Raw genomic sequence first — 24,642 nt, 5'->3', positions numbered from 1 at the left:
ATGAAGCCCCTCGTTGCCGTCAATGTGGATCTCCGGGATTTCCCGTACATGCCGCTAGACGTTGTCCGGCTGCGTGATAGCCGGTTGGCTGCAGTAACCAGCGGTGAGGGGTTTCGCTGTGCTGTCCTGCTCTGGTGTGCCAGTTGGCACCAGCTGCCTGCTGGCTCCCTTCCGAACGACGATGCGCTGCTCTCGCAATACGCTGGATTCGGGCGCTCGCTTCGTGAGTGGAAGCGGCACAAAGCCGAAGCAATGCACGGCTGGGAGCTTTGTGATGACGGCCGCTGGTACCACGCCACGGTCGCGGAGAAGGCTCTCGAAGCCTGGGCGCAGAAGTTGTATCAGCGTTACCGAACCGAGTGCAGCCGCATCAAGAAGGCTGCGCAGCGCGCTGACGTGTCCCCGGTTTATCCAACCTTCGAGCAGTGGGAAGCGCATTACCTGTCCTCGGGACAGGAGCGGTGGTGTGCCGATCCTGTCCCCAGACTCGTCCCCGGGGACATTGAGCACGTCCCCCGGGACAAGGGAGAAACGTCCCCGGGGACAAGTGACCTACGTCCCCCGGGACAAACCAAACCCGTCCCCCGGGACACCCCCGGTGTGTCCCCCGGGAAATGCGCTCCAAGGGAAGGGAAGGAAACCTTTAAAAGCAAAAGCATTACTCCAGAGTTCTTGAAGCACACCGAGAGTCACCTCTCGGCGCGCGCGAGCACGATGGACGGTGGGGCGATCGTCGAGCCGACGGTGGCCGGGCGTGCTTGCCGCCTGATGCGGGAGGCAGGGTGCGTCAGCACCAACCCCCACCACGTCGATCTGGTTGCAGCGCTGGCCGAAGGCGTGACGCCGGAAGCCCTGGCCGAGACGGTTCGGGAAGCACTGGCCAGATCCCCTCCAATCGCGAAGCCCTTCGCATGGGCCGTCGCCACCGCGCGCGGCCGTCACGCAGCTGGTCCCAGCGAATTCCCTGGAGTCCCCCGTGAAACAGATCAACCCCGTGAAAGCCTTGTTGACCGAAACGCGCGCAGGGCCGCCGAAATCCTCGGACGAGCCGCTGCCGGTGAATCCTCATGCACCGGGCATGCTGGCCCGCCTTTGGCTCGCAGCCCAGGCGGTCTGGGGGCACAAATGGACCTCGATGCAAGGTGACCTGCCGATCGATGGCACTGGACGCCTCACGGTCGCCGGCAACATCTGGGCGAACGGGCTGCGGGGACTCACGGAGCGACAGGTGCTCGATGCCTTCGATCGGATGGCGAAGGAAGGTCGCGAATGGCCGCCGAACCTGCCGGAGCTGCGAAAGATTGCCGCGGGTGTGCCCGATTTCGAAGCAGTGAACAGCGAACTCCTCACGAGGACCAGCGCTCAACGAAGCCCGTTCTCTCGCCTGGTGTGGACGTTCGTCGACGGTCACCTGCATCGGCAAGCCGGGGCAGCCGAGGCAAGGCGCATGCGTCGTGAGGCCTACGACCGTGCGGTCGAGAACGTCCTGAAGGGATTGGCCCTGCCACCTCAGCCGGCTGGGGAGATCGACTACCACCCGTTCAAGCCGGTACTACAGGTTCCGGGCACGCAAGCCGACAGGGCAGCAAAGCTACGGTTGCTGCTCGGTGAAGTCTTCAACCCGGAAGCGGCAAACCGATCGCTCGACGAACTGGCCAGCGAAGCGGGCCTCAGTCGCGACACCGGGAGCGTCGCAGGGGAACGGCCGTGAACCTTGCACCGAGCATTGGCGTTGGCCCCTCATTCCGTGTCGAGAAACCGGAAGTTCCTCCGATCTTCGTCAAGCCCATAAGGACGAAGTCTCGTGATGATGTCTCGCACATCGAACTGATCATCCGATTCACGTCTTGGGCTTACCAGTTACACCGATTTCCCTCTGTGGCCCAGATCGAATGCGCCTTTGGTGTCAGTAGAGCCACTGCCTATCGCTGGCGTGACGTACTTGCCTCAGCGCACGGGATAGTGACGCCCGCAAATCCTGACGACGACGGGGACATCGCATGACCCGTTCACTCGGATCGAGCCTCCCAGCGTGGGCCCAGTGGGTGGCCGTCGACAGAGATGGACTCGCCCATGCCTTCGACAGATGCCCGCGCTTTCACGCTGCCTCGGGCTCATGGCAGGTGGCATCCATCGGCAGCGAAGTAGCGCGCGTACACGACGTCTGGGGCCTGGAGGCGGACGGTGTATTGACCGCGGCTCCCCACGAAGAGGACGGCTACTTGTTCGTCGTCGAGCGTGCCGACAGCGAAGGTCTCCCGGGGGCGCTGTGGTTCGTCCTCGTCGCGATGTTTGTCGTGGCACTCGCCATCGGCAGCGGCAATGCGCCGGCCGTTCGCGCATGGCTCTCGGGGAGCGTGCCATGAATGCCCCAGAACGCAATGAGGAGCCGCGGTGCCATTGGTGCGGCAAACGCCAGCCGACGCTGACGACGGGCGAGATCCGCGTGCGTACCGGTGACGAGCCGCCGGCAGTCGACGGTTTCTACGTCGTCTGGCTGCTGGGATCGTCAATCCCGCGCGTCCTCTCCTGGCGCCACGAGTGGTCGGAGTGGAGGGCCGGCGATTGCTGCGTCACCGTCGACCGCTATTTCGGTCCGCTACCGAATTGAGCACGAAGGGAGCCATGGACCGAAACACCTTCAGGCGAGGGGCCTTCGGCGCCCATATTGCGGCGGCCGCGATAGGCGCTGCCGTTGTCCTGGTCTCAAGTCGGTGGAAAGAGGGGCTCGATGTCTCGCTCGATCGCATCTCGATTGGGCAGAGTCTTGAGGTCGTAGTCCGCCTGCACCATCAGCCATGTGTGGGCATCGCCGCCGAAATAGCGCGCCAAGCGAGCAGCCATGTCCGCGGAAACGGGACGACGTTGGTTCACAACATCCTCCAGCTCTTTGGCTGGAAGATGCAGATGGGTCGCCAGTTCGCTGACGCTGATGTTCAGGGCCACGAGGTACCGCTCGCGCAGAAGTTCACCCGGGTGCATTGGATACAGGCGGTGCGCCGGCGACTTCATCGCGATTCCCCTTCGAACGAGAGTGATTCTCGGACCAGCCTATTCCTGGGCACCTGCATCGCACCTGCATGGAGTCTGGCGAAATGAAGCGCGCCCCCACTAAGCGGGATGCGAACCACGTCGAGCTGACGGATCTGTTCGAGCAGCTGGGCTGCTCGGTACAGGACCTCTCGCATGCCGGCGTCTCGGGGTGGCCCGACGTGGTTGTCGGGTGCATGGGCGCGAACCACCTGGTGGAGTTCAAGAACCCTGAGACGCGCTACGGCCGCGCTGGGCTCAACCGGAACCAGCGTGAGTTCGCCCAGCGCTGGCGCGGCGGGACACTTTACGCGGTCAGCACGGGCGACGAGGTGATCGCATTGGTTCAGAACTGGAGACGACCTGCGTGAACGACGGAATGGCCCTGGAAGTGGAGATCGAGAGCGCGTGGGTAGGGCTGACGAAGCTATCGGCCAGGCGACAGCGGACGCTTTACCTCACACCGCGTCGGCGCGTGGTGTGGCTGCAGCGGGACCTGAGGGGCCGGGCGTCGCTGATCGGCACCTACACGCGGACCGTGACACTCGCGGAACTCCGTGAAGACGTCTTCTTCGTGCTCGAGCAAGCGCGGGAGGTGGCCTGATGGCCGATGTCCGAGAACTACTGGCCCGCCTGAATCCGGCACACATCAAGTTCGACACCGGGCGAGGCGGCATGCCCCAACTTACGCCGCAGGACATCGCTGCGGCACTGGCATTCGTTCCCAAGGGAATGGGGCGCGAGGTGCTCACCCGGCTCTGGTGGCCAGATGGCGCCAGGCTCAGCCGCGCGGAGTTAGATCGGACGATCAGCAACATCGTCCACGCGGAGGCGGGGCATCGCGTCGCCAAGGTGCATATGGCGCGCACGGAGCTTCACATTGCGCAGGAAGATGTGCTGAGGCGGAACGCCTCGACGGCACGGGATCGCGCCCAGATCGCGTCGCTCGAGCGCCGGTACCACGATGCAAAGGCCAAGGTGTGGCCTTACGACCCTGCAACCCATCTGGCGGTTCGCGAATCGGTGCTAAACGAAATCGCGCACCGGAACCTATGCGACACCTGCGGCGGCCGAGGGGCGCTGATCCTCGAGCAACTGAAGATCAGCTGCCCGACCTGTCGCGCCGCTGGCGTGTTACCCATGAGTGATCGCGGACGCGCGACGCGCATTGGCCGAGACGTCTCGACGTACCGCGAGCGGTGGAAGTGCCTCTACGAATGGCTGTATGACCAGGTCCGGGACGCTGAGCAGCAAGCGGCGCACGAACTGGCCCGCGCGGTCTCCCGATACGAGGTCAGCGGCGCCGCGTAAGCGTGTGGGGTAGATTCCCCCACACTTTTCCATGTTGAATGCGCAACATCGAGAGAATTCCACGAGCCCTGCTTAACGGCGGGGCTTTCTTCTTAGGTCGACCGTCGCGCGAAAAGCCCAGGATTCTCGTCGTGATGACGACAGGGGCCGGCGCCGACAACTGGAGTGATTGGTTTGGTGAGGCGAGTCCCGAGAGGGACACGGCGCCTATCCAGCGACGGTGACCGACCACTTCAAGCGGACGAGCGATGCCACGGATCACAGCTGCGCAGATCGGCGCAGGCGGCGCGAACGTGTGTGCGTTCCTCGACATGTTGGCGTTCTCGGAAGGGACCGCGGGTCGCGGGGAGGACGGATACAACGTGCTGGTCGGTGGCTCGCTCTTCAGCAGCTACCACGCACACCCGGAGCGCTCCGTCTGGCTTCCGCGCTATCAGGTGCACAGCACCGCGGCGGGGCGCTACCAGTTCCTGCGCCGCACGTGGCGCGGCCTCGCCCAGCAACTGAAGCTGAGTGATTTCGGCCCCGAGTCCCAGGACCTCGGCGCGGTTGAGCTGATCCGCGGCAGGAAGGCACTGGAGGACTTGCGCGCCGGCCGATTCGCATCGGCGATCGAGAAGTGCGCGCCGGAATGGGCGAGCCTTCCCGGCGCCGGCTACGGCCAGAGAGAACACAAGTTGGAATCGCTGCTGCGGGTGTACCTCGCGGCCGGCGGTTATTCAAAGGGGAAGTGATGAAGGCTGAGACGGGCGGGCTAGTCGGCCAGGCGATGGCCGCATTCGGCGTCGCGGCGACGGCCCATGGTTTGACCTGGTGGGCGATCGCGTCGGCCCTCATCGGAGCCGCAGCGAGCTTCTACTTCGAGCCGGAACAGCTGCCGGACAAGGCGTTGAAGCTGCTCGGAGGCATCCTCGCCATCGCGTTCTGCGCGGTGCTGTTGTCGATCGCAGTTCCGCATGTCCCACTGTTCGGCTGGACGGAGAATGTCCCCATCGCCGTGCGTGCCGGCCTCCTCGGCGTGTCGGTCCGCTTCCTGATCGAACAGGGGAAGCGAATCGGCCGCAACTGGAAGCCGAGCGGAGGCTGAAGATGCTGACGACCCTGTACCTGGTCGGTGCGCTGGTGACGGTGTTCGGCGCGCTGCTGACGAATCTGCTGTCGCAGCGGCCGCGGTGCTGGCTGGGACATCTGCTGACGCTTGCCCGCTTCGGCATCTTCGCCTCAGCGGCGATCAGCGTCGCGCGCGTGCTGCAGCACGAAGGCACGGCCACGCTGGAGCAGGCGGTGATGATGGTGTCCCTCGCAGTCCTGTTCGCTGCGCAGGCCGTGATCGAAGTCCGCCGGCAGAGGAAGGCATGAAGGCCAAGGCCATTGCGGTGATCGCCCTGGTCGTGTTGCTGCTGGTGGCCGCCGTCACGCTTTATCGGAGCGGTGGAAGCGAACCGCGGGCAGAGGTCAGGGAACTCAAGACGCAGGCCAAGGCGGTCGCGGCCAGCGTCGAAATCAGCCGCACGACGGCGGAAAAGGTCGAAGTGCAGGGCGCCGAAACACGGCAGCAGACGGCTGCTGCCCAGGAGAAGATTCATGCCCGCATCGCGAACGTCCCGCGTCCAGCCAGGCCTGCGAGCGCTGATGTCCCTGGCGACCTTGACGGCGGCGCTGATCCTGTCGTCCTGCACTTGGCCCGTGAAGCCCACCACCGGGCGATTTGCGCCACCTGCAGGGTGCAGCGAACGAGCGATTGCCCTCCGCCCTCCGACTGCCCCTGACAGCGACAACTACGTCGTGTGGGCCGAGGCCTACGTGGGCGTGCTGGGTTCATTCGAGGACAGCGAGAACAAGCGGGCAGAGACCGCGGACTGCCTCGACAGGCATCGCCTCGGCACGAAGCCCTGACGACCAGGGAAGGGGAGTAGCCCCGTGCGCGTTGATGTCGAGACGAATGCCGACGTTATCGCCGCTTCGTTCGGAGTCCTCGCGTCGGATCAGATTCCATTCGCTTCTGCGCAGGCGCTGACGTCGCTGGCCTTCGACGGACAGCGCGCCAGCAAGTTGGAGCTTGCGCAGGCGTTGACCCTGCGTAACCGGTTCAGCCAGGCAGGCATACAGGTCAACCGCGCCGAGAAGGGTAACTGGCCGAACCAGCAGGCCGAAGTGGGAATAGACCCGCGCCGCTCGTACCTGGTCGACCACGTTGTGGGTGCGTCCCGTGAGGGGGGTCGCCACGGTCGCGCGATCCTCGCTGACGAGCGCCTGCGCAATGCGCGCGGTCGCGTCGCGAAGAAGGATCGCCCCCGTGCGCTGCTCCGCTGGGCCGGGCGGAGCCGCCAGCCTGGACGCCCACCGGGTGCGCAGAACGGGCAACAGAGCACGCCGCTCCCGTTCCTCATCCAGTCCTCGAAATGGGGCAATGAGGTGCTGGTGCGGCGCTCGGGCCCGGCGCGCTATCCGCTGTTGATCGTGTACGCGTTCAAACGCGGCGTGAGCATCCGCCCTGAGTTCAACATGGAGACCGTCACGGCGGCGGCAGTGCAAGACGGGTATTACGCCGCATATACGCGGGCGCTTGCGCGTGCGATCGCATCGGCCAAGAGCAAGGGCGAGCGACGCGCATCTCGCAGCCGAGACGTGCGGATCGACGGCGGCCGGTGATCGCGGGTCCCTCCTGGCAATCGACCGATACGGGGGACGGCGACCGCCGGGCATATCTACTCAGTAGGGACCCATAGGGGGGTTCCGCCGCCGTTTTGAGGAAAACCCTTGAAAACAAGCGGTTTCGTGAAAACGGAGGCACCGAATTCGGGGGAGGGGGGTTCCGCCTCATTTTCGGAATTCCCTCGCCCATTCAACGGCTTAGCGGGCTGGACGCCATCGAACTCGGAATCGAGGGGGGTTCCGCCTCGCCGCGCCAAGTGACGTGACCACATGAGCGAGTCCTACAACGCGACCGAACTGGCCGCGATGCTTGGTCTCAGCACGCGCCGGCTGCGCGAACTCGCCACCGAGGGAGTGATCCCGCGGCTGTCGAATGGTCGCTACAGCGCCGATGCGCCAGCTGCCTACTGTCGGCAGCTGCGAGAAATTGCGGCCGGTAGAACCAGTGCCGAGGAAGGCGCTCCCGACCTGGTAACAGAACGTGCGCTATTGGCCCGCGCCCAACGGGCAGCCATCGAACAAAAAATGGCTGTCGACGCTGGTGACCTGGTCGACGCGCGTGTGGTCGCCTTGCAGTTCACAACGATGGTCACGCGAGCGCGTAGTCGCCTGCAGGGACTCGGCTCGGCAGCGAAGGGGAAGATTCCAAAGCTGACCGTGCGTGACATTGAGGAGCTCGAGCTGCTCGTGAATCAGGCGTTAGAGGAGCTGGCCGGCGATGAGGATTAGGGCGTTGATGGCCCAGGTCCGAAGGGCCTGGAAGCCTCCGGCGCGGCTCACGTTGTCGGAGTGGGCGGACGACTGCGCGGTCCTGTCTACGGAGTCGGCGGCCGAGGTTGGTAAGTGGCGAACCCTGCCGTACCAGCGCGGCATCATGGACGCGATTACCGACCGCCACATCGAGTCGGTGACTGTGATGAAGTCGGCCCGTGTGGGGTGGAGCAAGATTCTCAATCACACCATCGGCTACCACGCGCATCACGAGCCATGCCCGCTGATGCTGGTGCAGCCGACCATCGGCGACGCCGAGGGCTACAGCAAGGACGAGATCGCGCCGATGATCCGGGATACCCCGGTCCTCGAGGCGATCTTTCCGCTACCGGGCACACGAGACGCCGGCAACACGATCCTGCGCAAGGCATTCCCCGGCGGCGTGCTGATGCTAATCGGCGCGGACAGCCCGCGCGGATTCCGCCGTGTGTCGGTGCGCGTAGTGATGTTCGACGAGGTCGACGGCTACTCCGCCACCGCGGGCGAGGAAGGCGACCAGCTGAAGCTAGGCATCAAACGCACCGAGTACTTCTGGAACCGGAAGATCCTCGCCGGCAGCACGCCGACGCTGGACCAGACCAGCCGAATCAAGCGTCGATTCGAGGCCGGCGACCAGCGGCATTACTTTGTGCCGTGCCCACACTGCGATCACAAGCAGCAGCTGGTGTGGGAGAACCTGCGGTGGCCGAAGGGCGAGCCGGAAAAGGCCGCGTTCGTCTGCGTCGAGGGCTGTGGCGCCGAGATCGGCTACGAGCATCAGCGCTGGATGATCGAGGAGGCAGATCGTCGCCAGCGCGCTGGCGAGCCTGGTATCGGCTGGGTGGCCACAAATCCGGACGCGGAGCCCGGGCACGCCAGCTTCCACATCTGGGCGGCGTACAGCTACGCGCCTAACGCGACGTGGGGACAGCTGGCGCGCGAGTGGGTGTCCAGCCACCGAAACATCGAAGAGCGCAAGACCTTCATGAACACGGTGCTCGGTCTGCCCTACAAGGGGCAGGGTGATGCGCCGGATTGGAAGCGCCTGTACGACCGGCGCGAGCGGTACCAGATCGGTTGGGTGACAGGCGACGGACTGATTCTGTTCGCCGGCGTCGACGTGCAGAAGGACCGCATCGAAGTCGAGATCGTGGCATACGGTCCCGACATGCGGAGCTGGTCAGTGGCCTACCGGGTCTTTCCCGGTGACACCTCGCAGCTCGACGGAAAGGACAGCCCGTACCGCGCGCTTGATGCGCTTCTGGCCGAATGGTTTCCGCGTGAAGGTGGCGGCGCGTTGCAGATCCGGATGCTCGCGATCGATGCCGGCTACAACACGAACACGGTGTACCAGTGGGTACGCCGGCACGCCGCGAACCGCGTAATCGCGGTCGACGGTCGTGACAGCTACGCAATGATCATCGGCCAGCCGAAGGCGGTTGAAGTCACCGAGCGCGGCAAGCGCAAGAGTCGCGCGGTAAAGCTGTGGCCGATCGGCACTTCGATGGCGAAGACCGAGTTGTATGGCTGGTTGAAGCAGGAGAAGCCCACGGACGAATCGGGCGACGACCTGCCTTTTGGCTACTGCAGCTTCCCTGAGTACCCGGACGAGTACTTCAAACAGCTCACCGCCGAGGAGGTGGTGCCCCGCCTGGTCCGCGGCTTCCGCCGCTACCAGTGGGAGAAGGTGTACGGACGCAACGAGGCGCTCGACTGCCGCGTTTACGCGCGCGCCGCCGCGGCCCTCGTCGGCATCGACCGATGGACGGCGGCCCAGTGGGACACGTTGCGCAACGAACTGGATACGAAGAAACCCGCGCGCGGGGCCGCGCCCGCGGTTCCACGAAAACCCCGCATCACGAAGGTAGACGACCCGTACTTATGACCAGCCTCCCAGACGACTGCGCCGCCGCCCGGCTGCGCCTGGCAGAGGCGGAGCTGGCGCTGCATCAGCTTCAGACCGGAAGTCGCGCGCAGTCGCTGGCGTTCGGACCAGGCAAGTCGGTGACCTACACGCAGACCAACATCCGCGAGCTTCAGGCGTACGTGAACACGCTGCGGGACAAGGTCGCGGCGTGCGAGGGGCGATCGGCTCGCGGGCGCGGCCCGGTGCGATTCGTGTTCTGACAGCCATGAGCGAAGTCCAGATCCTCGACCGGCACGGACAACCCATCCGGGCCCAGGACACCGCGCACACGGGGGCGTCGCGCACGTCGCGTGAACTGCGCACCTGGCTGCCCGCGCTGGAGTCTGCCGACAGCGAGTTGGAGGGTGAGCGCGACACGCTGGCGACGCGCAGCTACGACCTGGAGCGCAACAACGGCATCGCCGGCGGCGCGGTCCGGACCAATGTCGATAACATCATCGGTACCGGGCTGCGCCTTTCGGCCAAGCCCGACTACCGGGCACTGGGCAAGCCCAAGGAATGGGCTGATGAGTGGTCGCGCGGAACCGAGGCCAAGTGGCGCACATTCGCGAACGTCCAGGAATTCGACGCGGCGCGGAATCTGACCTTCGGCGGCCAGTCGGTGGTGATGCTGCGCACGGCGTTCCTTGCGGGCGACGGCCTGGCGCTTGCGCATTGGCTGCCTGACCGCCCCGGAGCGAAATGGGCCACGTGCTCGCAGCTCGTGGACCCAGCGAGGCTGGGAACGCCGCCAGGCCAGACGAATGGCGCGCGGATGCGCGACGGCGTCGAGATCAACGAACTCGGGGAGGCCATCGCCTACCAGATCCGCAAAGCTCATCCGGGCGATCTGTATCAGCTCGGTGCGGCCGAGGTGTTCGAGCGCGTGCCGGCACGCACGCCGCACGGCCGGCGTCGAGTCGTCCACCTGTTCGAACAACTGCGGTCCGGGCAGACCCGTGGCAAGGCGCTTCTCGCGCCGGTCATGGCTGCGTTCAAGATGCTGGATCACTACCAGCGCACCGAGCTTCAGACGGTAATCGTCAACAGCCTGATCGCGGCGTTCATCGAAACTCCGCTCAAGGCGGAAGAGATCGCGGATCTGTTCGGTAGCACCGACGAGTTCATGAAGTCCCGCAACGGGTGGGACGTGAAGCTCGAAGGCGCCGGGGTGATCCCGCTGCATCCGGGCGACAAGCTCAACGCATTCACGCCGACGCGCCCGAACGGCGCTTACGAGAAGTTCGTCGAGGCGATCCTGCGCTACATCAGCACGGGGCTGCACATGCCCTACGAGCTGCTGATGAAGGATTTCAGCAAGACCAACTACAGCAGCGCCCGTGCGGCACTGCTGGAGGCCTGGCGCTACTTCAATGCGCGCCGGCAGTGGTTTGCGACCTACTGGGCGAATCCCATCTACGAGCTGTGGCTGGAGGAAGCGGTGGCCCGCGGCGAGGTGGACGCGCCGGACTTCTACGAGAACCGCGCGGCGTACTGCGCCTGCGCATGGATCGGGCCGGGGCGCGGCTGGGTAGACCCGATGAAGGAGGCCCAGGCCAGCGGCGAGCGCATTCGGAATTGCGTGTCGACGCTAGAACGCGAGGCGGCCGAGCAGGGACTGGACTGGGAAGAGGTGCTGCAGCAGCGCGCCACCGAGCAGCGCTACGCCGAGAGCCTCGGGTTGCGCGGGGCGGAATCCACCCCGCCGCCGGCCGCGATTGAACAGGCCGAAGAACAGATCGAAGAGATCGTCAGCCGCTGTGTGGATCGCCACATGGCTCAGAGGGTGTCCGCATGATCCGGGTGCTGTCCCGTTTGAGAAGTGAACCGTGGGCCATCACCCGCGAGGTGATGGAAACGATCGTCGAGATTGCCGAGCGGCAGAACGAATCGCCGCAGGCAGTGGCTGCCAAGCTCGGGCGCCCGCTCGAGCACACCTACGACGTCGAAAACCGGGACGGCGTGGCCGTGTTGCACGTCACGGGCCCCATGTTCCGCTACGCCAACCTGTTCACGGCGATCAGCGGCGCGACGAGCTACGACCTGCTCGCGCGGGACTTCGCGCGCGTGGTCAACGATGAGCGCATCGACGCAATCGTGCTGGACATCGACAGCCCCGGCGGTGAGGCGAACGGCGTCTCCGAGTTTGCCGACATGATCCACGCCGCGCGCGAGGTCAAGCCCGTCGTTGCCTACGTCGGCGGTTACGGTGCGAGCGCTGCGTACTGGATCGCCTCTGCCGCGCAGGAGGTCGTCATCAACGAGACGGCCATCCTCGGCAGCCTGGGCACCGTGCTGGCGATCGAGGACAGTCGTGATCGCGACGCAAAGAACGGCGTGCGCAGGACGGAAATCGTCAGCTCGCAGTCGCCCTACAAGCGCGTCGACTACGCGACCGACGATGGACGCGCGCGCCTGCAGGCTCGCGTGGATGCACTGAGCGATGTCTTCCTCGCCAAGGTCGCGCGCAACCGAGGCGTCGACGTCGAGACCGTCACGCAGCAATACGGCCAAGGCGACGTTCTCGTCGGTCAGGCCGCCATCACCGCCGGCCTGGCCGACCGCATCGGCAGCTACGAGGGTGTGATCTCGCAGCTGCAGGCGCGTGTGCGCGCATCGGCGGGTGCCCTCGCTGCCGCCGGCAGCACTGAAAAGGAGTCCTTCATGGACAAGCACGACGGCGCGCCGGCTGCCGATAAGCCGACCCAACTCACTGCCGCCCAGGTCACCGAGCAGCATCCCGCGGCAGCCGAAGGCATCCGATCCGAGGCGCACGCCGTCGGCCGCTCGGAGGAACGGAGGCGCATCCAGACCATCCTCGCCAGCGAACACGCGCAGGGCCGCGAGGACCTTGCGCGGCATCTGGCGTTCGAGAGCGATGCCGGCGCGGATGCTGCAACCGCGCTGCTCCAGAAGGCGCCGAAGGCCAGCACGTCCAATGGCTTCGACAAGCTGGATGCGGCGATGCGAGGGGTGGGTAACGCCACAGTGGGCGCGGACGCGGACGCCGAAGAGGGCGGCGAGGACAGCCTCATTCAAACGGCCAAGGCGCTGGGCCTGGCCAGCTAGGAGACAGCCATGAACAACGAAACCCGTAGCCGTGCCGGCTTCGAAACGGTCGGCGATTTCACCCCGGACGCACTCATCGCCGGCGACTTCCCGCTGCGCACCCGCAAGGTGCTCCTCGCTGCCGGGCGCGCGTACGACCGCGGTGAGGTGCTTGGCCTGAAGGCGGACGGCGAGTACGCCCTGAGCGCCGCTGAGGCCAGCGACGGGAGCGAGGCGCCGAGTGTCGTGCTCGCCGAAAGCGTCGACGCGACTCCCGGTATCCGCGAAGCGGTCGTGTACCTCACGGGCGACTTCAACGCGGCACGTCTGATCTATGGCGCTGGCCACACGGCCAAGACCGTGGCGAAACCGCTGCGCGACCTGAGCATTTTCCTGCACACGCCGGTCCAGGCGTAAGGCGAAGGAGACCCCATGGATATCTACAGCACCACTCGTCTGAACCGCCTGGTACAGAGCCTGAAGCGACCGCAGACGGCCCTGCTCACGGCGTTCTTCCCGGAGTTGGAAACTTCCGATACCGAAGACATCAAGTTCGATGTTGCCAACAAGCGCCGCCGGATCGCGCCGTTCGTGCACCCGTTGCGCGAAGGCCGCCTGGTCGAGGACGAGGGTTACGTCACCAACTCCTTCACCCCGGCGTACACCAAGGACAAGCGCTACCACGACCCTGCCAAGGCGCTCAAGCGTCGCGCGGGTGAGCGCATCGGCGGCGACAGCGCCCCGATGGATCGCCATCAGGCGAACCTGTCCATCTCCACGGCAGACCAGATCGAGATGCTGGTTCGTCGAAAGGAAGTGATGGCGGGCGAAGTGCTTGCTACCGGCCGCGTGACCGTGAAGGGTGACGGCTACCCGACCGTCGTGGTCGACTTCGGACGCAAGGCATCGCACACCGTGGTGCTGACCGGTGCGAACCGTTGGGGTCAGCAAGGCGTGAAGCCGGTCGAGATGCTCGAGGACTGGACCGCCCTCATCCTGCAGGACAGCGGCGCGACCATTCGCGATGTTGTCATGGACACCAAAGCATGGCGCCTGTTCCGTGAGGACGAGGAGGTCAAGAAGCACCTCGATACCCGTCCCCTGAGCGCATCCACCGACGCGATCGTCGCGCTGCAGTTCGCCCAGTTGGGACTGACCTTCAAGGGCGAACTCAACGGGCTGCGCTTCTGGATCTACCAGGATTGGTACGTCGACGAGACGGGTGAGGAAGACGAGAACGGCATTCCCAAGCTCGATGAGAAGCCGATCCTTCCGGAGTTCACCGTGATCCTGGCCAGCCCGGACGTGCAGGGCGTGCAGCACCATGGCGCCATCATGGATCTGGATGCAGGCCTGCAGCCGCTGGAGTTCTTCTCCAAGAGCTGGACGAAGCCGGACCCCAGTCGCCGCATCCTGATGATGCAGAGTGCGCCGCTGGTCGTGCCGTACCGCCCGGATGCAACGTTCGCGGCCACCGTGTCGGATGGGGAGGGTTGACCATGAAGGTCGTCACCACCGTCACGCTTCACCACCGCGAGAAGCCCGACGACAAGGACGTCGAAGTTCTCGCGCCCGGCGAACATGACCTCCCCGACAGCGTCGCAAAGTCGCTGATCAAGCAGGGCCATGCCAAGCGCGTGGAAGTTGCAAAGGCGCAAGAGGCTGCCAAGGAAAAGGCGCAGGCCGGGAGCGTCCAGGTCAAACAGGTCGGCAAGGGCGCCCCGGCGAAGTAAGCGGGTATGCCCATTCCACAGACGCCGTGGGAAGCGCAGGTCGGCACCGCGATGCGTTCGTGCATCGCGGTGTTCGGCGAAGGCCCGAAGCGGGTGCGCTACTTGCACCGCTCGGGCCTGGCCTACGACATCAACGGCATCTTCGAAGCTCAGACCGAGCAGGTCGACCCGGAGACTGGCGCCGCCATCCTCAGCAATCGACCCTACCTGCACGTCGATCTCGCAGAACTGCAGCAGGTGCCGGTGTCCGGTGACCGATGCGTGATCCGCGGGCGAACCTACCGCGTCGTCGAGCCCGAGTTCGACGGGCAGGGCACCGCAAGCCTCCGCCTCCACCTGGATTGACCATGACCTCCGTTCACCCGCGGCAGCGCATCCGCGAAGCCGTGCGGGCAGCGTTGCTCGATCGAACGATAGCGATGAATCGCGTCTGGGCGAACCGCCCGAACCCGCTCTCGCAAGAGCCGACCGCGCTGGCCGACGACTACCAGGAGCTGCCGGCGATTCTGATCTACACCCGCTCAGAGCGCTCGGAGATCTTCGACGAGTCGCCACGCCGGTACCGCCGGCGCGTCGAACTGGTGATCGAAGCGGCGCAGGACCTCCGCGACCTCAATTCGCTCGACGATGAACTCGACGCCTTCGGGCTCTCCGTCGAGCAGCGCGTTCTGCTGGACGAAACATTGGGCGGGATCGCCAACGACACCGAGATGAACGGATCGACGCTGACGATATCGGACGCCGGCGACCGCCTGATCGGCGCCGTCGTCCTGACGTTCACCGTCGAATACTTCACCCACGCGCCGGATCCGGACGTGTTCGAAGCGGACGACCTGACCGAGATCGCCACCGACTACAGCCTTGCCAACGAGCAGCCCGACCCGCGCGATCGTGCGCGCACGCGGCTGCGATTCTCCGAGGAAGAACCCACGCCATGAGCACCCCGTACCTCCTGCACGTGAAGCCCGCCCCGGGACGCCTGGTGCGCTGGCCGAACACGCGCCGACTGGCGCCTGACGGTGACCGCGTGCCGCGCTCGCCGTACTGGCTGCGCCGACTCGAATGCGGCGATGTCGTCGAAGTGCCGGCCGCACCGCCCATCTTGGAGGTGCGCGACGTCGCCCCACCCGAACTCACGGAATCCGCGCACGACATCGTGCCGGAACCCGCACCCGCCGCCCCGCCCAAGCCTCGCGCACGCAAGGAGTCCCCATGATTTCGTTCGACCAGATCCCCAACGACCTGCGCACGCCGGGCGTCTACACCGAGATCAACAGCAGCCGCGCAGTCAGTGGCGCGCAGCTGCTTCGGTACCGGGTGCTGCTCATCGGCCAGAAGCTGCAGGACGGCGCGGCGTCGCCGCTGGTGCCGGTGCGTGTCACGCACCTGGACACCGCGCGCGGCCTGTTCGGTGCCGGCTCGATGCTCGCCACGATGGTCGAGGCCGCACTCGCCCAGGGCGGTACGAACGAGCTGTGGGCGCTTCCGCTGCAGGACGCGGACGAGGCCGTGGCGTCGCAGGGTGCGATCGCGCTCGCGGGTCAGGCGAACGCCGCAGGCACACTCTCGATCTACATCGCCGGCAAGGCCTGCCACGTCGCCGTGGCCGCCGGAGACACGGCCGAAGAGCTCGCCGCGAAGCTGCATGGTGCGCTGGACGAGCTTGCGGATCTTCCGGTCGTGGTGACCGGCTTGCCGGCGCCTTTGGATGCCCTGGGCGATACCGTCGTGCAGCTGCAGGCGCGCCACCGGGGCGAAGCCGGCGACGACATCGACATTCGCCTGAACCTTCATGGCGAGCCGGCCGTGCCGGGCATCACGACCACGATCACCGCGATGAGCGGTGGCGCGCGCAACCCCGACGTGCGCCCTGCAATTGCGGCGCTGGGTGATGACTGGTTCCAGGTCTGGGCGTTGCCGTACACGAACGCCGCGAACCTGGTGGAGGTCGAAAACGAACTGGCGGACCGCTTCGACGCGATGCGCGAGATCGAAGGCCATGCGTTCGCCGCGGCGCGCGGCACCCTGGCCGAACTGAGCGCACTTGGCACCTCCCGCAACAGCCCGCACGTGTCCATTGTGGCGGCCGGCAGTGAGCCGATGCCGCCCTGGGCGAAGGCGGCGGAAACTGCGGCGATCGCCGCGCGGTATGCCAGCCTCGATCCGGCGCGCCCGCTGAAGGCGCTGCCCTATCGCTACTGCCTGCCTCCTGCGGAGATCGATCGCCAGACGCTGCAGGAGCGCAACCTGCTGCTGTTCGACGGCATCGCCACGACGACTGTGGAAGCGGGCGGGGTGATGGTGACGGAACGGCTGATCACCACGTACCGCCGGAACGCCGCAGGCGCGGTCGACACGGCCTACCTGGACGTCGAGACGCTGTTCACGCTCTCGACGCTGCGGCACGACTGGAAAAACTACCTGCTCACCAAGTACCCGCGGCACAAGGTCGGCAACGACGGCGTGCGGTTCGCGCCCGGGCAGGCCGTCGTGACGCCGGGCCTGATCAAGGCCGAGGCGGTGTCGAAGTTCCGCGAGTGGGAGGAGCTCGGCCTCGTCGAGAACTTCGACCAGTTCCGCGCGGATCTGATTGTCGAGCGCAACGCCGCCGACCCGAGCCGAATCGACGTGCTCCTGCCGCCTGACCTGATCAACGGCCTGCGCATCCTCGCCACCCAGATTCAGTTCCGGCTGTAAGCCGAAGGAAGGACCACATGAGCAACAACCGCGTCGGCGGCGTGATCGAGCTGAAGGTCGACAGCACGATCTACCGGGCCAAAGGCAATTTCACCTACAACCTCGGGCGCGGGAAGCGCGATGCCGTTCTGGGTGCTGACGGCATCCACGGCTACAAGGAAGTGCCGCAAGCCTGCTTCATCGAAGGCGAGATCACCGACCACCGTGAGATGAGCCTCGATGCCTTGCTCGACTTGACCGATGCCACTGCGTACATGCGGCTGGCCAACGGCAAGGCCATCGTGCTGCGCGGCGCCTGGTACGCGAGCGAAGGCACCGGCAACACCGAGGAGGGCAACATCGGATTCCGCCTGGAAGGCATGAGCGCAGAGGAGATCGCGTGATGTCGAGCGAGAAGGTCTACACCCTCAAGCACCCTGTCCAATTGGGTGGCCAGACAGTCGCGAAGGTGACGTTGGGCCGCGTCAAGGGCAAGCACCTGCGAGCCTTCCCTGCGTCGAACCCGACCATGGGCGACATGCTCGACCTGGCCGCGAAGGTCATGGGCGAGTCGGGCCTTCTCCTGGACGAGATGGAGGCGGAGGACATCGCCGGCGTGTGCGAACTGTTGGGGGAGTCCTTTCAGGCTGGCCCGGAGACTGGCAGCAAGCCGTAACCGCGCTGGCGGCGACCTTCGGGTGGCCGCCCAGCGAGTTCGATGAAATGACGGACGACACCCTGCGGTTCTGGGTGGATCGCTTGAGGGAGCTGCAAAAGTGGCAGGCAAACGCTTCGACCTCTCGGTAGTCATCCGAGGGATCGACAACATCACCGGCACGGTCGGGCGGATTCAGCGGTCTATCGCCGGCTTCCACAACCAGGTGACGGCGCGCTTTCGCGGTTTCGGCCAGCGGATGGGGTTTGGGGAGCTGACGCGCGCGGCCGGAGGAGTGAAGACCGCGCTCGGCGGCCTAGTGGCCCGCCTCACGATGGTGGGTGGCGCCATCGCAGCGCTTGCGACCACCGCAGGCGCAACGGCCTACAGCCTGCTGCAGTCATTCGCCGATGCCGCGGGCGCGGTCAACGACGTCTCCCGCTCGATCGACATCAATGCGGAAACCCTGCAGGAGTGGCGGTTCGGCGCGAAGCAGACCGGGGTGGAGACTGAAGCGTTCGACAAGGCTTTGCAGACGCTCACCCGGAACCTCGGTCAAGCCGCGAAAGGCAAGGGGCCGGCCGATCTGCTCAAAGCCTTGGGCATTTCACTCAAGACCACGAGTGGTCGATTGAAGACCGCCGAGCAGATCTTCCCGCAGTTTGCGGACAAGATGCAGGCGATTCGCGATCCGACTTTGCGCGCGGCGGCGGCGGCTGAGCTGTTCGGAAAGGCCGGTGTGCGCCTGTTGCCGCTGATGATGGAAGGGAGCGAGGGCCTCGCCCGCTACGCGGCGGAGGCGCGCCGGCTCAATCTGGTCATCAGCACCGACTCCATCTCTGCAGCAGACGACTTCGGCGACAAGCTGGACAGCCTCAAAGGCGCGTTCACCGGGCTGCGCAACGTCGCCGGCTCGGCGCTGATGCCGGTCATGACGAAGCTGATTGAGCAGCTCACGGACTTCGTCAGCAAGCATGGCGATGAGATTCGCGGGTTCTTCGAGCGCTTGGGCGACGAACTGGAAAAGCTGCCAGACCGGATTGAAGAGATCCGCGCGGAGTTCGACAAGCTGCGCGCGAAGGTCAAGCCGCTGACCGATTTCGTGGAAGGGCTCTGCGCCGAGTTCGGCACCGCCAACGTCATTCTGGCCATCACGGCGGCCGTGATATCGACCGTCGTCGTCACCGCCATTGCGCAGTTGACCCTGTCGGTCTATGCGCTCGGCGTCGCCATTCTCACCACCCCGTTGGGTTGGATATTGGCAGCGCTGCTGCTGATCGGCGTCGCTGCGTACAAGCTCTACAAGAACTGGGATCTGATCACGAGTGGATTCGAAGCCTGGTGGGAAACGGTGAAAGGCATTTTCGGCGTCGCGGGGGACTTCCTCAGCGGAATCTGGGACGACATCACGGCAGGATTCAAAGGCGGATTCCTTGAAGGGCTGATTGGGCTCTGGAAAACGCTCAATCCGGTTGCGCTGATCACGCGGGCATTCACTGAGTTGCTGCCGAACCTCAAGCGCGCGATCGAGCCCGCGATTCGCTGGGTGACCGACAAACTGGACCGCCTGCTTCCCGATTGGGCGCAAGCCCTGATCGGCGGCATCCCGTCGTCGGCTGGCAAGACGGTCGGCGCGGGAGGTGGCGCGAAGGGGCTGGGTGCAGGTGCGCGCCTGGGACCGCCAGTGGGCGCCGAGGCGGTGGGTGAAAGGTCCGCTGCTGTGCGCGATAGCTTGGCGCGAGTCCAGGTGGACTTCACGCGGATGCCGACGGGCACCCGCGTGAGTTCGGAAACTCGTGGGCCCATGGAGTTCGAACTGAACCAAGGCTACGCGCGGAGCTTCTGATGAGCTGGCGCGACCACTACCGCACCGCGAGCTTTCGCGGTGTGGAATTCCGCGTGGACGGTCACAAGGCAGGCTACGGACGGCGCCAGGTAGTCCACGAGTATGCGCAGCGCGACACGCCCTTCACCGAGGACCTCGGGCGCAAGCCACGCGAGTTCTCGGTCGATGGGTACGTCGTTGGCCTCGACTACCACCTGCAGCGCGATCGGATCATCGACGCGTGCGAAGTGGGAGGCCCCGGCGAGCTGGTCCATCCGTACCGCGGCAGTCTCCATGTGGTGTGCACCGGCCTCTCGGTGCAGGAGTCCAAGAGCGAGGGCGGCATCGCCTACCTGTCGTTCTCGTTTGTCGAAGCGGGTGAGGCACGGTATCCCGCCGACAGCGTCGACGGCGTCAGCAGCGTTTCCTCGGCGGCACAAGGCGTGCTCGACGCGGCTCAGAGCGCGTTCGGCCGCAGCTGGTCGACCGCGGGCATGCCGTCGTTCGTGGCCAACGCCGCCGCCGCACATCCCCAGTCGCTTTCGGCCTTCTTTGCGCGCGTGCTCACCAATCCGCTCGACGCGGTACAGAACGTGGCGGGCTTCGCGCGCCAGGTTCAGCAGCTTGCGGACCAGGCACTCTCGCTCGCCGATGAGCCGCTGGAGCTCGCCACAAAGGTGGTCGCCCTGATCACCCGGGCGCGCACGATCTTCGGCGCGGAAGCGGGAACGGTCCTGCGCGACCTGCAGGCCACGTTTCCGGTACTCCAAAACTCGCGTGCGAGCACGGCGGCACGGCAACAGGAGGCGAGCAACGCGGCGGCATTCGCCTCGCTGGTACGAGCCGCGGCACTGGCCGAGCGAACGCACCATGCGGTCGTGACGGCCGCCAGCGGCGGTTTCGCGACGCATGAGGATGCGGTCACCGAGCGCGCGGAGATCTCCGCCGCGATCGACGAGGAAATGGAGTCGCCTGGATTGGCCGACCCGGTCTTCGTCGCCCTGTCGACGATGGGCGCGGAGGCGGTACGCGGCATCCCGTCGCCGGGGCAGCGACTTCCGCAGCTGGTCGCGTACGTTCCGCCGTCGACGCTGCCGACGCTGGTGCTGGCACACCGCCTCTACGGCACCGCCGAGCGAGCGATAGAGATCGTCGCGCGCAACCGCATCGCACACCCGGGGTTCGTACCCGGCGGCGTTGCGCTGCAGGTCCTCGGCAATGGGTGACACCGTTGAGCTTCTCGTCGGCGGGCTGCTGTACGGCGGCTGGAAGGAGGTCGGGATCACGCGCGCCATGGACGCCGCGGCCGGAACCTTTCGCCTGAACTTGACGGATCGCTGGGTGGGCCAGGAAGAGGCCTGGGAGATCAATGCCGGCGACCTGTGCGAGGTCCGGATCGGTGGCGAGGCCGTCATCAGCGGCTACGTGGATGTCGTCAATCTGCAGTTCGACGCGGGCCAGCGCGCCATCGACGTACAAGGGCGCGACCGTTCCGCCGATCTGATCGACTGCAGCGCCGTGCACAAGCCGGATCAGTGGCGCGGCATCGCGCTACTGCAGCTGGCGACCGTGCTCGGCGCGCCCTTCGGTGTCTCGGCGCGCGCCGAAGTGTCAGTCGGCGCCGCCTTCGCGCAGGTCAAGCTCGACCACGGCGAAACGGCCATGGAGGCCCTCGTGCGGCACGCGCGCATGCGCGGAGTGCTGGTCATGCCCGACGGGCGCGGCGGGCTGCTGCTGACGCGCGCCGGCGAACACCGCGCGGCCGTTGCGCTGGTGCAGGGCACGAACATCCTGTCGGCCAGCGGAAAGCTCGACTGGTCGGAGCGCTTCAGCGAATACCTGGTGAAGGGACAGAGCACATACCGCGAAGAGGACAGCGATGCCGAGCGCGAGGCCCATGTCAGCGGGCAGGCGCGCGACGGTTTCGTTACCCGGTACCGCCCGCTCATCCTGCAGGCCGATGCGGACGTCACGCCGGGTGCCGCACGCGATCGCGCGGTATGGGAAGCGAACTCGAGGATCGGTCGCTCGGCCGAGGCTGGAATCGTCGTGCAGGGCTGGCGGCAGTCCGCTGGCGGAGCGTTGTGGGCCCCGAACCAGCTCGTGCAGGTTGTCGCGCCGTGGCTGCGCCTGGCCGGTGACATGTTGATCCGGCAGGTGACATTCCAGCTGGGGCCGCAGGGCACCACGACGGAACTGGCAGTGGTCAGTCCACAGGCCTACTCGCCCGAGCCGCCGAAGAGCGAGAAGACGAAGGACAAGGTCAAGGGAAAGGGCAAGGCGAACTCGTGGCACGCAGTGATCCCGGAGGAGGTGCGGCGTGGGTAGTGCGCAAGACCGGAGCCTGCGCGCCGCGTTCGACCGGAATGCACGCCGCCTGGGTGCGGTCGTGGCTCGGGCCGTGCTACGCATGGTTGACGACACATCCGCGCGCCAGCTCCTGCAGGTGGAAGTGCTGCGGGACGAACTTCTCGACGCTGTCGAGCGCCTGCAGAACTACGGCCTGACCTCCTGTCCACACGTCGGCGCGGACGCCATCGTTCTGGCCGTAGGTGGTCACCGCGCGCAGAGCGTGGTGGTGGTGGTCGACGATCGTCGCTACCGGCTGAGCGGCCTTAAGCCGGGCGAGGTGGCGCTTCATGACGACATCGGAAACCTGGTCCACCTGACCCGCGATGGTCTCCGAATCGAGAGCCAGCAAGGCGTCGAGGTCGCCGCGCCGGAGGTTCGCGTGGAGGCCGACGCGATCTCGCTCAAGGGGCAACTAACCGTGGAAGGCGACACCGCATTCAAGGGCAAGGTCAGCGCCAATGGTGTCGCGATCGACGACACGCACCGCCACGGCCAGGTCCAGCCCGGCAGCGGCATCAGCGGAACTCCAGCAAGTGGCTGACATCGCATTGCGGTTCGAGAGCGCGCGGTCGGGCGATCTCGCAATGGACGGCCGCGACCTCGCGCGCGACGACGGGCTCGAAACTGCCGCGCTGCTTTCGCTGTTCACGGATCGACGGGCGACGGTTGAGCAACTGCCGACTGGCTTCGACCTGCGCGATCTGCGCGGGTGGTGGGGCGACAGCGTCGCCGAGGTGACCGGCGACCAGTTCGGCTCGCTGCTGTGGACGCTCGCGCGCGAAAAGCAAACGACCGAGACCCTCGCGAAGGCGAGGGGCTACGTGGAACAGGCGCTCGCCTGGATGGTGGAGGATCGGGTGACAGGACAGGTGAGCGTGGCGACTCAGTACGTCGCGCGCGGCGTGATGCGCATCGACGTCGAGATCGAGCGGCCGCAGGGCGTTCGCATCCAATACCGCTTTGACTACGAATGGGCGGGGCAAGCCGCGAGGGCAGGGTAATGGCATTCACGCGTCCTACCCTGACGGAGATCGACCAGCGCATTGCCGCCGACCTCTCCGGCCGGATGATCGGCGTCGAAGGGGCCGTCTTGCGACGCTCGGTCCTGGGCGTGCTGGCGCGGGCCGAGGCCGGCGTCTCGCACGAGCTTCACGGCTACCTGGACTGGATCTCCCGTCAGGTCATCATCGACACCGCCGACGCGGAGAACCTGCTGCGCTGGACGCAGATCTGGGGCATTCAACGGCGCGGCGCAGAGTTTGCGAGCGGCGAGGTGCGCTTCACCGGCAACGACGGCGCAGTTGTGCCCGCCGGGGCACTGCTCCAGCGACCGGACGGCGCCGAGTTCGAGACGCTGGCCGACGCGCTGATCGTCGCAGGCGTCGCGCTGGCTCCGGTGCGAGCGCTTCAGGCCGGCGCGGACAGCAACACGGCGGCTGGGATTTCGCTCACCCTGCAGCGGCCCGTCAGCGGCGTCGCCAGCGTCGCGCTGATCACCGCCGGCGGCATCGTCAACGGGTCCGACCCGGAAAGCGATGCGCAGCTGCGCGAGCGCCTCCTCGCGCGCCTGCGCAACCCGCCGCACGGCGGTGCCAAGGGCGACTACGAAGCCTGGGCGCTGGAAGTTCCGGGCGTCACACGCGCGTGGGTCCTGCCGGCATGGATGGGGCTGGGCACGGTCGGGGTGATCTTCGTACGCGATGGCGACCCGTCGAATATTCCCGACGCCATCGAGGTCGCCGCGGTCGCCGCACACATCGAGGAGCGTCGCCCGGTCACGGCGGAGGTGTTCGTACTGGCGCCGCGCGCGGTGCCGATCGACATCGAGATCCGGATCCGGCCGAACACTGCGGCCGTCAGAGAGGCCGTCTCCGCCGAGCTGCGCGACCTGCTCACGCGCGAGGCCGCTCCGGGCGGAACGCTGCTTCGCAGCCGGATCGGCGAGGCGATCGCCACGGCCCCCGGCGAACAGGACCACGTGGTCGACGCGCCCGCCGACAACATCACCTTCGGCCCGGTCGATATCGGCGTGCTGGGCACGCTCACGTTCAACGACCTGCCGTGATCCGCACACACCATCACTATCGGCAGCTCCTGAAGGCGCTGCTGCCGCCGGGGCGTGCGTTGCCGGCCGAGTCCGACAGCCAGCTACATGCATTGCTCGACGGCCTGGCACCCGAGTTCGCGCGAATCGATGCGAGAGCGATGCGCTTGATTGTCGAGGCGATGCCCGACACGACCGAGGAACTGCTACCCGACTGGGAACGCGTGCTCGGCTTGCCCGATGGTTGCTTGCCGCGCGACGACTCGCTTGAGTCGCGACGCAAGGCCCTGCTCGCCAAGCTGGTCGCGCAAGGCGGACAGAGCGCCGGCTACTTCCTGCTGCTTGCCGAGTCGCTGGGCTACCCCGGCGCCCGCGTGCAGGAGTTCAAGCCCTTCACCTGCAACAGTCGGTGCAACGAGCCGCTGTATTCGCACGTTTGGCGCTTCGCGTGGCTGATCGAGGTGCCCAAGTTGCCGCCGGGGAACGAAGCCCGCGACCGCACATTGGAATGCCTGCTTAACCGCTACAAGCCAGCGCACACGCACCTGATCGTGCGCTATGCGGTCCGGTTGTTTGTCTTGCCGGATTACACCGATCCGAACTACATCGAGGGAGAGTGAGTGGTGGCAGGGGTAACGACACGTCGCGGAAAAGGGG

General features: G+C 66.2%; 33 protein-coding genes and 1 pseudogene. 33 read left to right on the top strand and 1 reads right to left on the bottom strand.

Annotation, left to right across the window (positions count from 1 at the left end; genetic code table 11):
* The 4 genes and pseudogenes from QLQ15_RS18395 to QLQ15_RS17790 form a co-directional block, all read left to right on the top strand.
* Positions 1–300, top strand: a pseudogene (locus QLQ15_RS18395) (DUF1376 domain-containing protein); the annotation flags it as partial.
* A gap of 676 nt (positions 301–976) precedes the next feature.
* Positions 977–1,711 carry a hypothetical protein gene (locus QLQ15_RS17800; protein ID WP_283214242.1) on the top strand — a complete coding sequence of 245 codons (735 nt, stop codon included), beginning with the start codon at positions 977–979 and terminating at the stop codon, positions 1,709–1,711.
* Positions 1,712–2,000: 289 nt separating this feature from the next.
* On the top strand, positions 2,001–2,366 hold the full coding sequence (locus QLQ15_RS17795) for a hypothetical protein (RefSeq protein WP_283214241.1): 366 nt from the start codon (positions 2,001–2,003) through the stop codon (positions 2,364–2,366).
* Positions 2,363–2,611, top strand: coding sequence for a hypothetical protein (locus QLQ15_RS17790; protein ID WP_283214240.1), 249 nt, complete (start codon positions 2,363–2,365; stop codon positions 2,609–2,611). Before QLQ15_RS17795 ends, QLQ15_RS17790 begins: the two co-directional genes overlap by 4 nt.
* A gap of 95 nt (positions 2,612–2,706) precedes the next feature.
* Here QLQ15_RS17790 and QLQ15_RS17785 read toward each other — a convergent pair whose 3' ends face one another.
* Positions 2,707–3,012 (bottom strand): HigA family addiction module antitoxin, encoded by a 306-nt coding sequence (locus QLQ15_RS17785; protein ID WP_283214239.1) that lies wholly within the window; start codon positions 3,010–3,012, stop codon positions 2,707–2,709.
* Between the two features lie 83 nt (positions 3,013–3,095).
* On the opposite strand from QLQ15_RS17785, the gene QLQ15_RS17780 reads away from it, so the two are divergent.
* From QLQ15_RS17780 to QLQ15_RS17640, 29 genes are all read left to right on the top strand, one after another.
* Positions 3,096–3,401: a PDDEXK family nuclease gene (locus tag QLQ15_RS17780; protein WP_283214238.1), complete on the top strand. Its 306-nt coding sequence runs from the start codon at positions 3,096–3,098 to the stop codon at positions 3,399–3,401.
* Positions 3,398–3,634: a hypothetical protein gene (locus QLQ15_RS17775; RefSeq protein WP_283214237.1), complete on the top strand. Its 237-nt coding sequence runs from the start codon at positions 3,398–3,400 to the stop codon at positions 3,632–3,634. Before QLQ15_RS17780 ends, QLQ15_RS17775 begins: the two co-directional genes overlap by 4 nt.
* A complete protein-coding gene (locus QLQ15_RS17770) occupies positions 3,634–4,341 on the top strand; it encodes a hypothetical protein (RefSeq protein WP_283214236.1) in 708 nt (235 codons plus the stop codon). The genes QLQ15_RS17775 and QLQ15_RS17770 overlap by 1 nt, the downstream gene beginning before the upstream one ends.
* Positions 4,342–4,589: 248 nt before the next feature.
* Complete coding sequence (locus QLQ15_RS17765; protein WP_283214235.1) at positions 4,590–5,075, top strand: glycoside hydrolase family 24 protein; 486 nt, start codon at positions 4,590–4,592, stop codon at positions 5,073–5,075.
* Positions 5,075–5,428, top strand: coding sequence for a hypothetical protein (locus tag QLQ15_RS17760; protein ID WP_283214234.1), 354 nt, complete (start codon positions 5,075–5,077; stop codon positions 5,426–5,428). The genes QLQ15_RS17765 and QLQ15_RS17760 overlap by 1 nt, the downstream gene beginning before the upstream one ends.
* 2 nt (positions 5,429–5,430) lie before the next feature.
* Positions 5,431–5,700, top strand: coding sequence for a hypothetical protein (locus QLQ15_RS17755; RefSeq protein ID WP_283214233.1), 270 nt, complete (start codon positions 5,431–5,433; stop codon positions 5,698–5,700).
* Positions 5,697–6,110, top strand: coding sequence for a hypothetical protein (locus QLQ15_RS17750; RefSeq protein ID WP_283214232.1), 414 nt, complete (start codon positions 5,697–5,699; stop codon positions 6,108–6,110). Before QLQ15_RS17755 ends, QLQ15_RS17750 begins: the two co-directional genes overlap by 4 nt.
* A 151-nt stretch (positions 6,111–6,261) precedes the next feature.
* Positions 6,262–6,993 (top strand): hypothetical protein, encoded by a 732-nt coding sequence (locus QLQ15_RS17745; protein ID WP_283214231.1) that lies wholly within the window; start codon positions 6,262–6,264, stop codon positions 6,991–6,993.
* A 273-nt stretch (positions 6,994–7,266) separates the two neighbouring features.
* Positions 7,267–7,725: a hypothetical protein gene (locus QLQ15_RS17740; protein WP_283214230.1), complete on the top strand. Its 459-nt coding sequence runs from the start codon at positions 7,267–7,269 to the stop codon at positions 7,723–7,725.
* A 7-nt stretch (positions 7,726–7,732) separates the two neighbouring features.
* Positions 7,733–9,631, top strand: a complete 1,899-nt coding sequence (locus tag QLQ15_RS17735) for a phage terminase large subunit family protein (RefSeq protein ID WP_283214229.1) — start codon at positions 7,733–7,735, stop codon at positions 9,629–9,631.
* Positions 9,628–9,873 (top strand): gpW family head-tail joining protein, encoded by a 246-nt coding sequence (gpW, locus tag QLQ15_RS17730; protein ID WP_283214228.1) that lies wholly within the window; start codon positions 9,628–9,630, stop codon positions 9,871–9,873. Before QLQ15_RS17735 ends, gpW begins: the two co-directional genes overlap by 4 nt.
* Positions 9,874–9,878: 5 nt before the next feature.
* A complete protein-coding gene (locus QLQ15_RS17725; protein ID WP_283214227.1) occupies positions 9,879–11,450 on the top strand; it encodes a phage portal protein in 1,572 nt (523 codons plus the stop codon).
* Positions 11,447–12,721, top strand: a complete 1,275-nt coding sequence (locus QLQ15_RS17720; protein ID WP_283214226.1) for a S49 family peptidase — start codon at positions 11,447–11,449, stop codon at positions 12,719–12,721. The genes QLQ15_RS17725 and QLQ15_RS17720 overlap by 4 nt, the downstream gene beginning before the upstream one ends.
* A gap of 9 nt (positions 12,722–12,730) precedes the next feature.
* The gene (locus QLQ15_RS17715; protein WP_283214225.1) at positions 12,731–13,117 is read left to right on the top strand and encodes a head decoration protein; all 387 of its coding nucleotides are present in this window, start codon (positions 12,731–12,733) and stop codon (positions 13,115–13,117) included.
* A 15-nt stretch (positions 13,118–13,132) separates the two neighbouring features.
* Complete coding sequence (locus tag QLQ15_RS17710; protein WP_283214224.1) at positions 13,133–14,197, top strand: major capsid protein; 1,065 nt, start codon at positions 13,133–13,135, stop codon at positions 14,195–14,197.
* Between the two features lie 2 nt (positions 14,198–14,199).
* Positions 14,200–14,433, top strand: coding sequence for a hypothetical protein (locus tag QLQ15_RS17705; RefSeq protein WP_283214223.1), 234 nt, complete (start codon positions 14,200–14,202; stop codon positions 14,431–14,433).
* A gap of 6 nt (positions 14,434–14,439) precedes the next feature.
* The gene (locus QLQ15_RS17700) at positions 14,440–14,778 is read left to right on the top strand and encodes a head-tail joining protein (RefSeq protein WP_283214222.1); all 339 of its coding nucleotides are present in this window, start codon (positions 14,440–14,442) and stop codon (positions 14,776–14,778) included.
* Positions 14,779–14,852: 74 nt separating this feature from the next.
* Complete coding sequence (locus tag QLQ15_RS17695; protein WP_283214221.1) at positions 14,853–15,371, top strand: hypothetical protein; 519 nt, start codon at positions 14,853–14,855, stop codon at positions 15,369–15,371.
* Positions 15,368–15,649, top strand: a complete 282-nt coding sequence (locus QLQ15_RS17690) for a DUF2635 domain-containing protein (protein ID WP_283214220.1) — start codon at positions 15,368–15,370, stop codon at positions 15,647–15,649. The genes QLQ15_RS17695 and QLQ15_RS17690 overlap by 4 nt, the downstream gene beginning before the upstream one ends.
* A complete protein-coding gene (locus QLQ15_RS17685; RefSeq protein ID WP_283214219.1) occupies positions 15,646–17,130 on the top strand; it encodes a phage tail sheath C-terminal domain-containing protein in 1,485 nt (494 codons plus the stop codon). Before QLQ15_RS17690 ends, QLQ15_RS17685 begins: the two co-directional genes overlap by 4 nt.
* A gap of 17 nt (positions 17,131–17,147) precedes the next feature.
* Positions 17,148–17,513, top strand: coding sequence for a phage tail tube protein (locus QLQ15_RS17680; protein ID WP_283214218.1), 366 nt, complete (start codon positions 17,148–17,150; stop codon positions 17,511–17,513).
* A complete protein-coding gene (locus tag QLQ15_RS17675; RefSeq protein WP_283214217.1) occupies positions 17,513–17,785 on the top strand; it encodes a phage tail assembly protein in 273 nt (90 codons plus the stop codon). The genes QLQ15_RS17680 and QLQ15_RS17675 overlap by 1 nt, the downstream gene beginning before the upstream one ends.
* Positions 17,786–17,885: 100 nt before the next feature.
* Entirely contained in the window at positions 17,886–19,610 is a 1,725-nt protein-coding gene (locus QLQ15_RS17670) for a phage tail tape measure protein (RefSeq protein ID WP_283214216.1), read from the top strand.
* Entirely contained in the window at positions 19,610–20,815 is a 1,206-nt protein-coding gene (locus QLQ15_RS17665) for a DNA circularization protein (protein ID WP_283214215.1), read from the top strand. Before QLQ15_RS17670 ends, QLQ15_RS17665 begins: the two co-directional genes overlap by 1 nt.
* The gene (locus QLQ15_RS17660; protein WP_283214214.1) at positions 20,808–21,917 is read left to right on the top strand and encodes a phage baseplate assembly protein; all 1,110 of its coding nucleotides are present in this window, start codon (positions 20,808–20,810) and stop codon (positions 21,915–21,917) included. The genes QLQ15_RS17665 and QLQ15_RS17660 overlap by 8 nt, the downstream gene beginning before the upstream one ends.
* Entirely contained in the window at positions 21,910–22,482 is a 573-nt protein-coding gene (locus QLQ15_RS17655) for a phage baseplate assembly protein V (RefSeq protein ID WP_283214213.1), read from the top strand. The genes QLQ15_RS17660 and QLQ15_RS17655 overlap by 8 nt, the downstream gene beginning before the upstream one ends.
* Positions 22,475–22,942: a phage GP46 family protein gene (locus QLQ15_RS17650; protein WP_283214212.1), complete on the top strand. Its 468-nt coding sequence runs from the start codon at positions 22,475–22,477 to the stop codon at positions 22,940–22,942. The genes QLQ15_RS17655 and QLQ15_RS17650 overlap by 8 nt, the downstream gene beginning before the upstream one ends.
* Positions 22,942–24,006 carry a baseplate J/gp47 family protein gene (locus QLQ15_RS17645; RefSeq protein ID WP_283214211.1) on the top strand — a complete coding sequence of 355 codons (1,065 nt, stop codon included), beginning with the start codon at positions 22,942–22,944 and terminating at the stop codon, positions 24,004–24,006. The genes QLQ15_RS17650 and QLQ15_RS17645 overlap by 1 nt, the downstream gene beginning before the upstream one ends.
* Positions 24,003–24,605: a YmfQ family protein gene (locus QLQ15_RS17640; protein ID WP_283214210.1), complete on the top strand. Its 603-nt coding sequence runs from the start codon at positions 24,003–24,005 to the stop codon at positions 24,603–24,605. Before QLQ15_RS17645 ends, QLQ15_RS17640 begins: the two co-directional genes overlap by 4 nt.
* Positions 24,606–24,642 lie beyond the last annotated feature (37 nt).

This window comes from Lysobacter stagni (assembly GCF_030053425.1).
Lineage (GTDB): Bacteria > Pseudomonadota > Gammaproteobacteria > Xanthomonadales > Xanthomonadaceae > Lysobacter_J > Lysobacter_J stagni.
The sequence above is the reverse complement of the archived record's forward strand: the minus strand, read 5'-3'. Positions and strand labels throughout refer to the sequence as shown.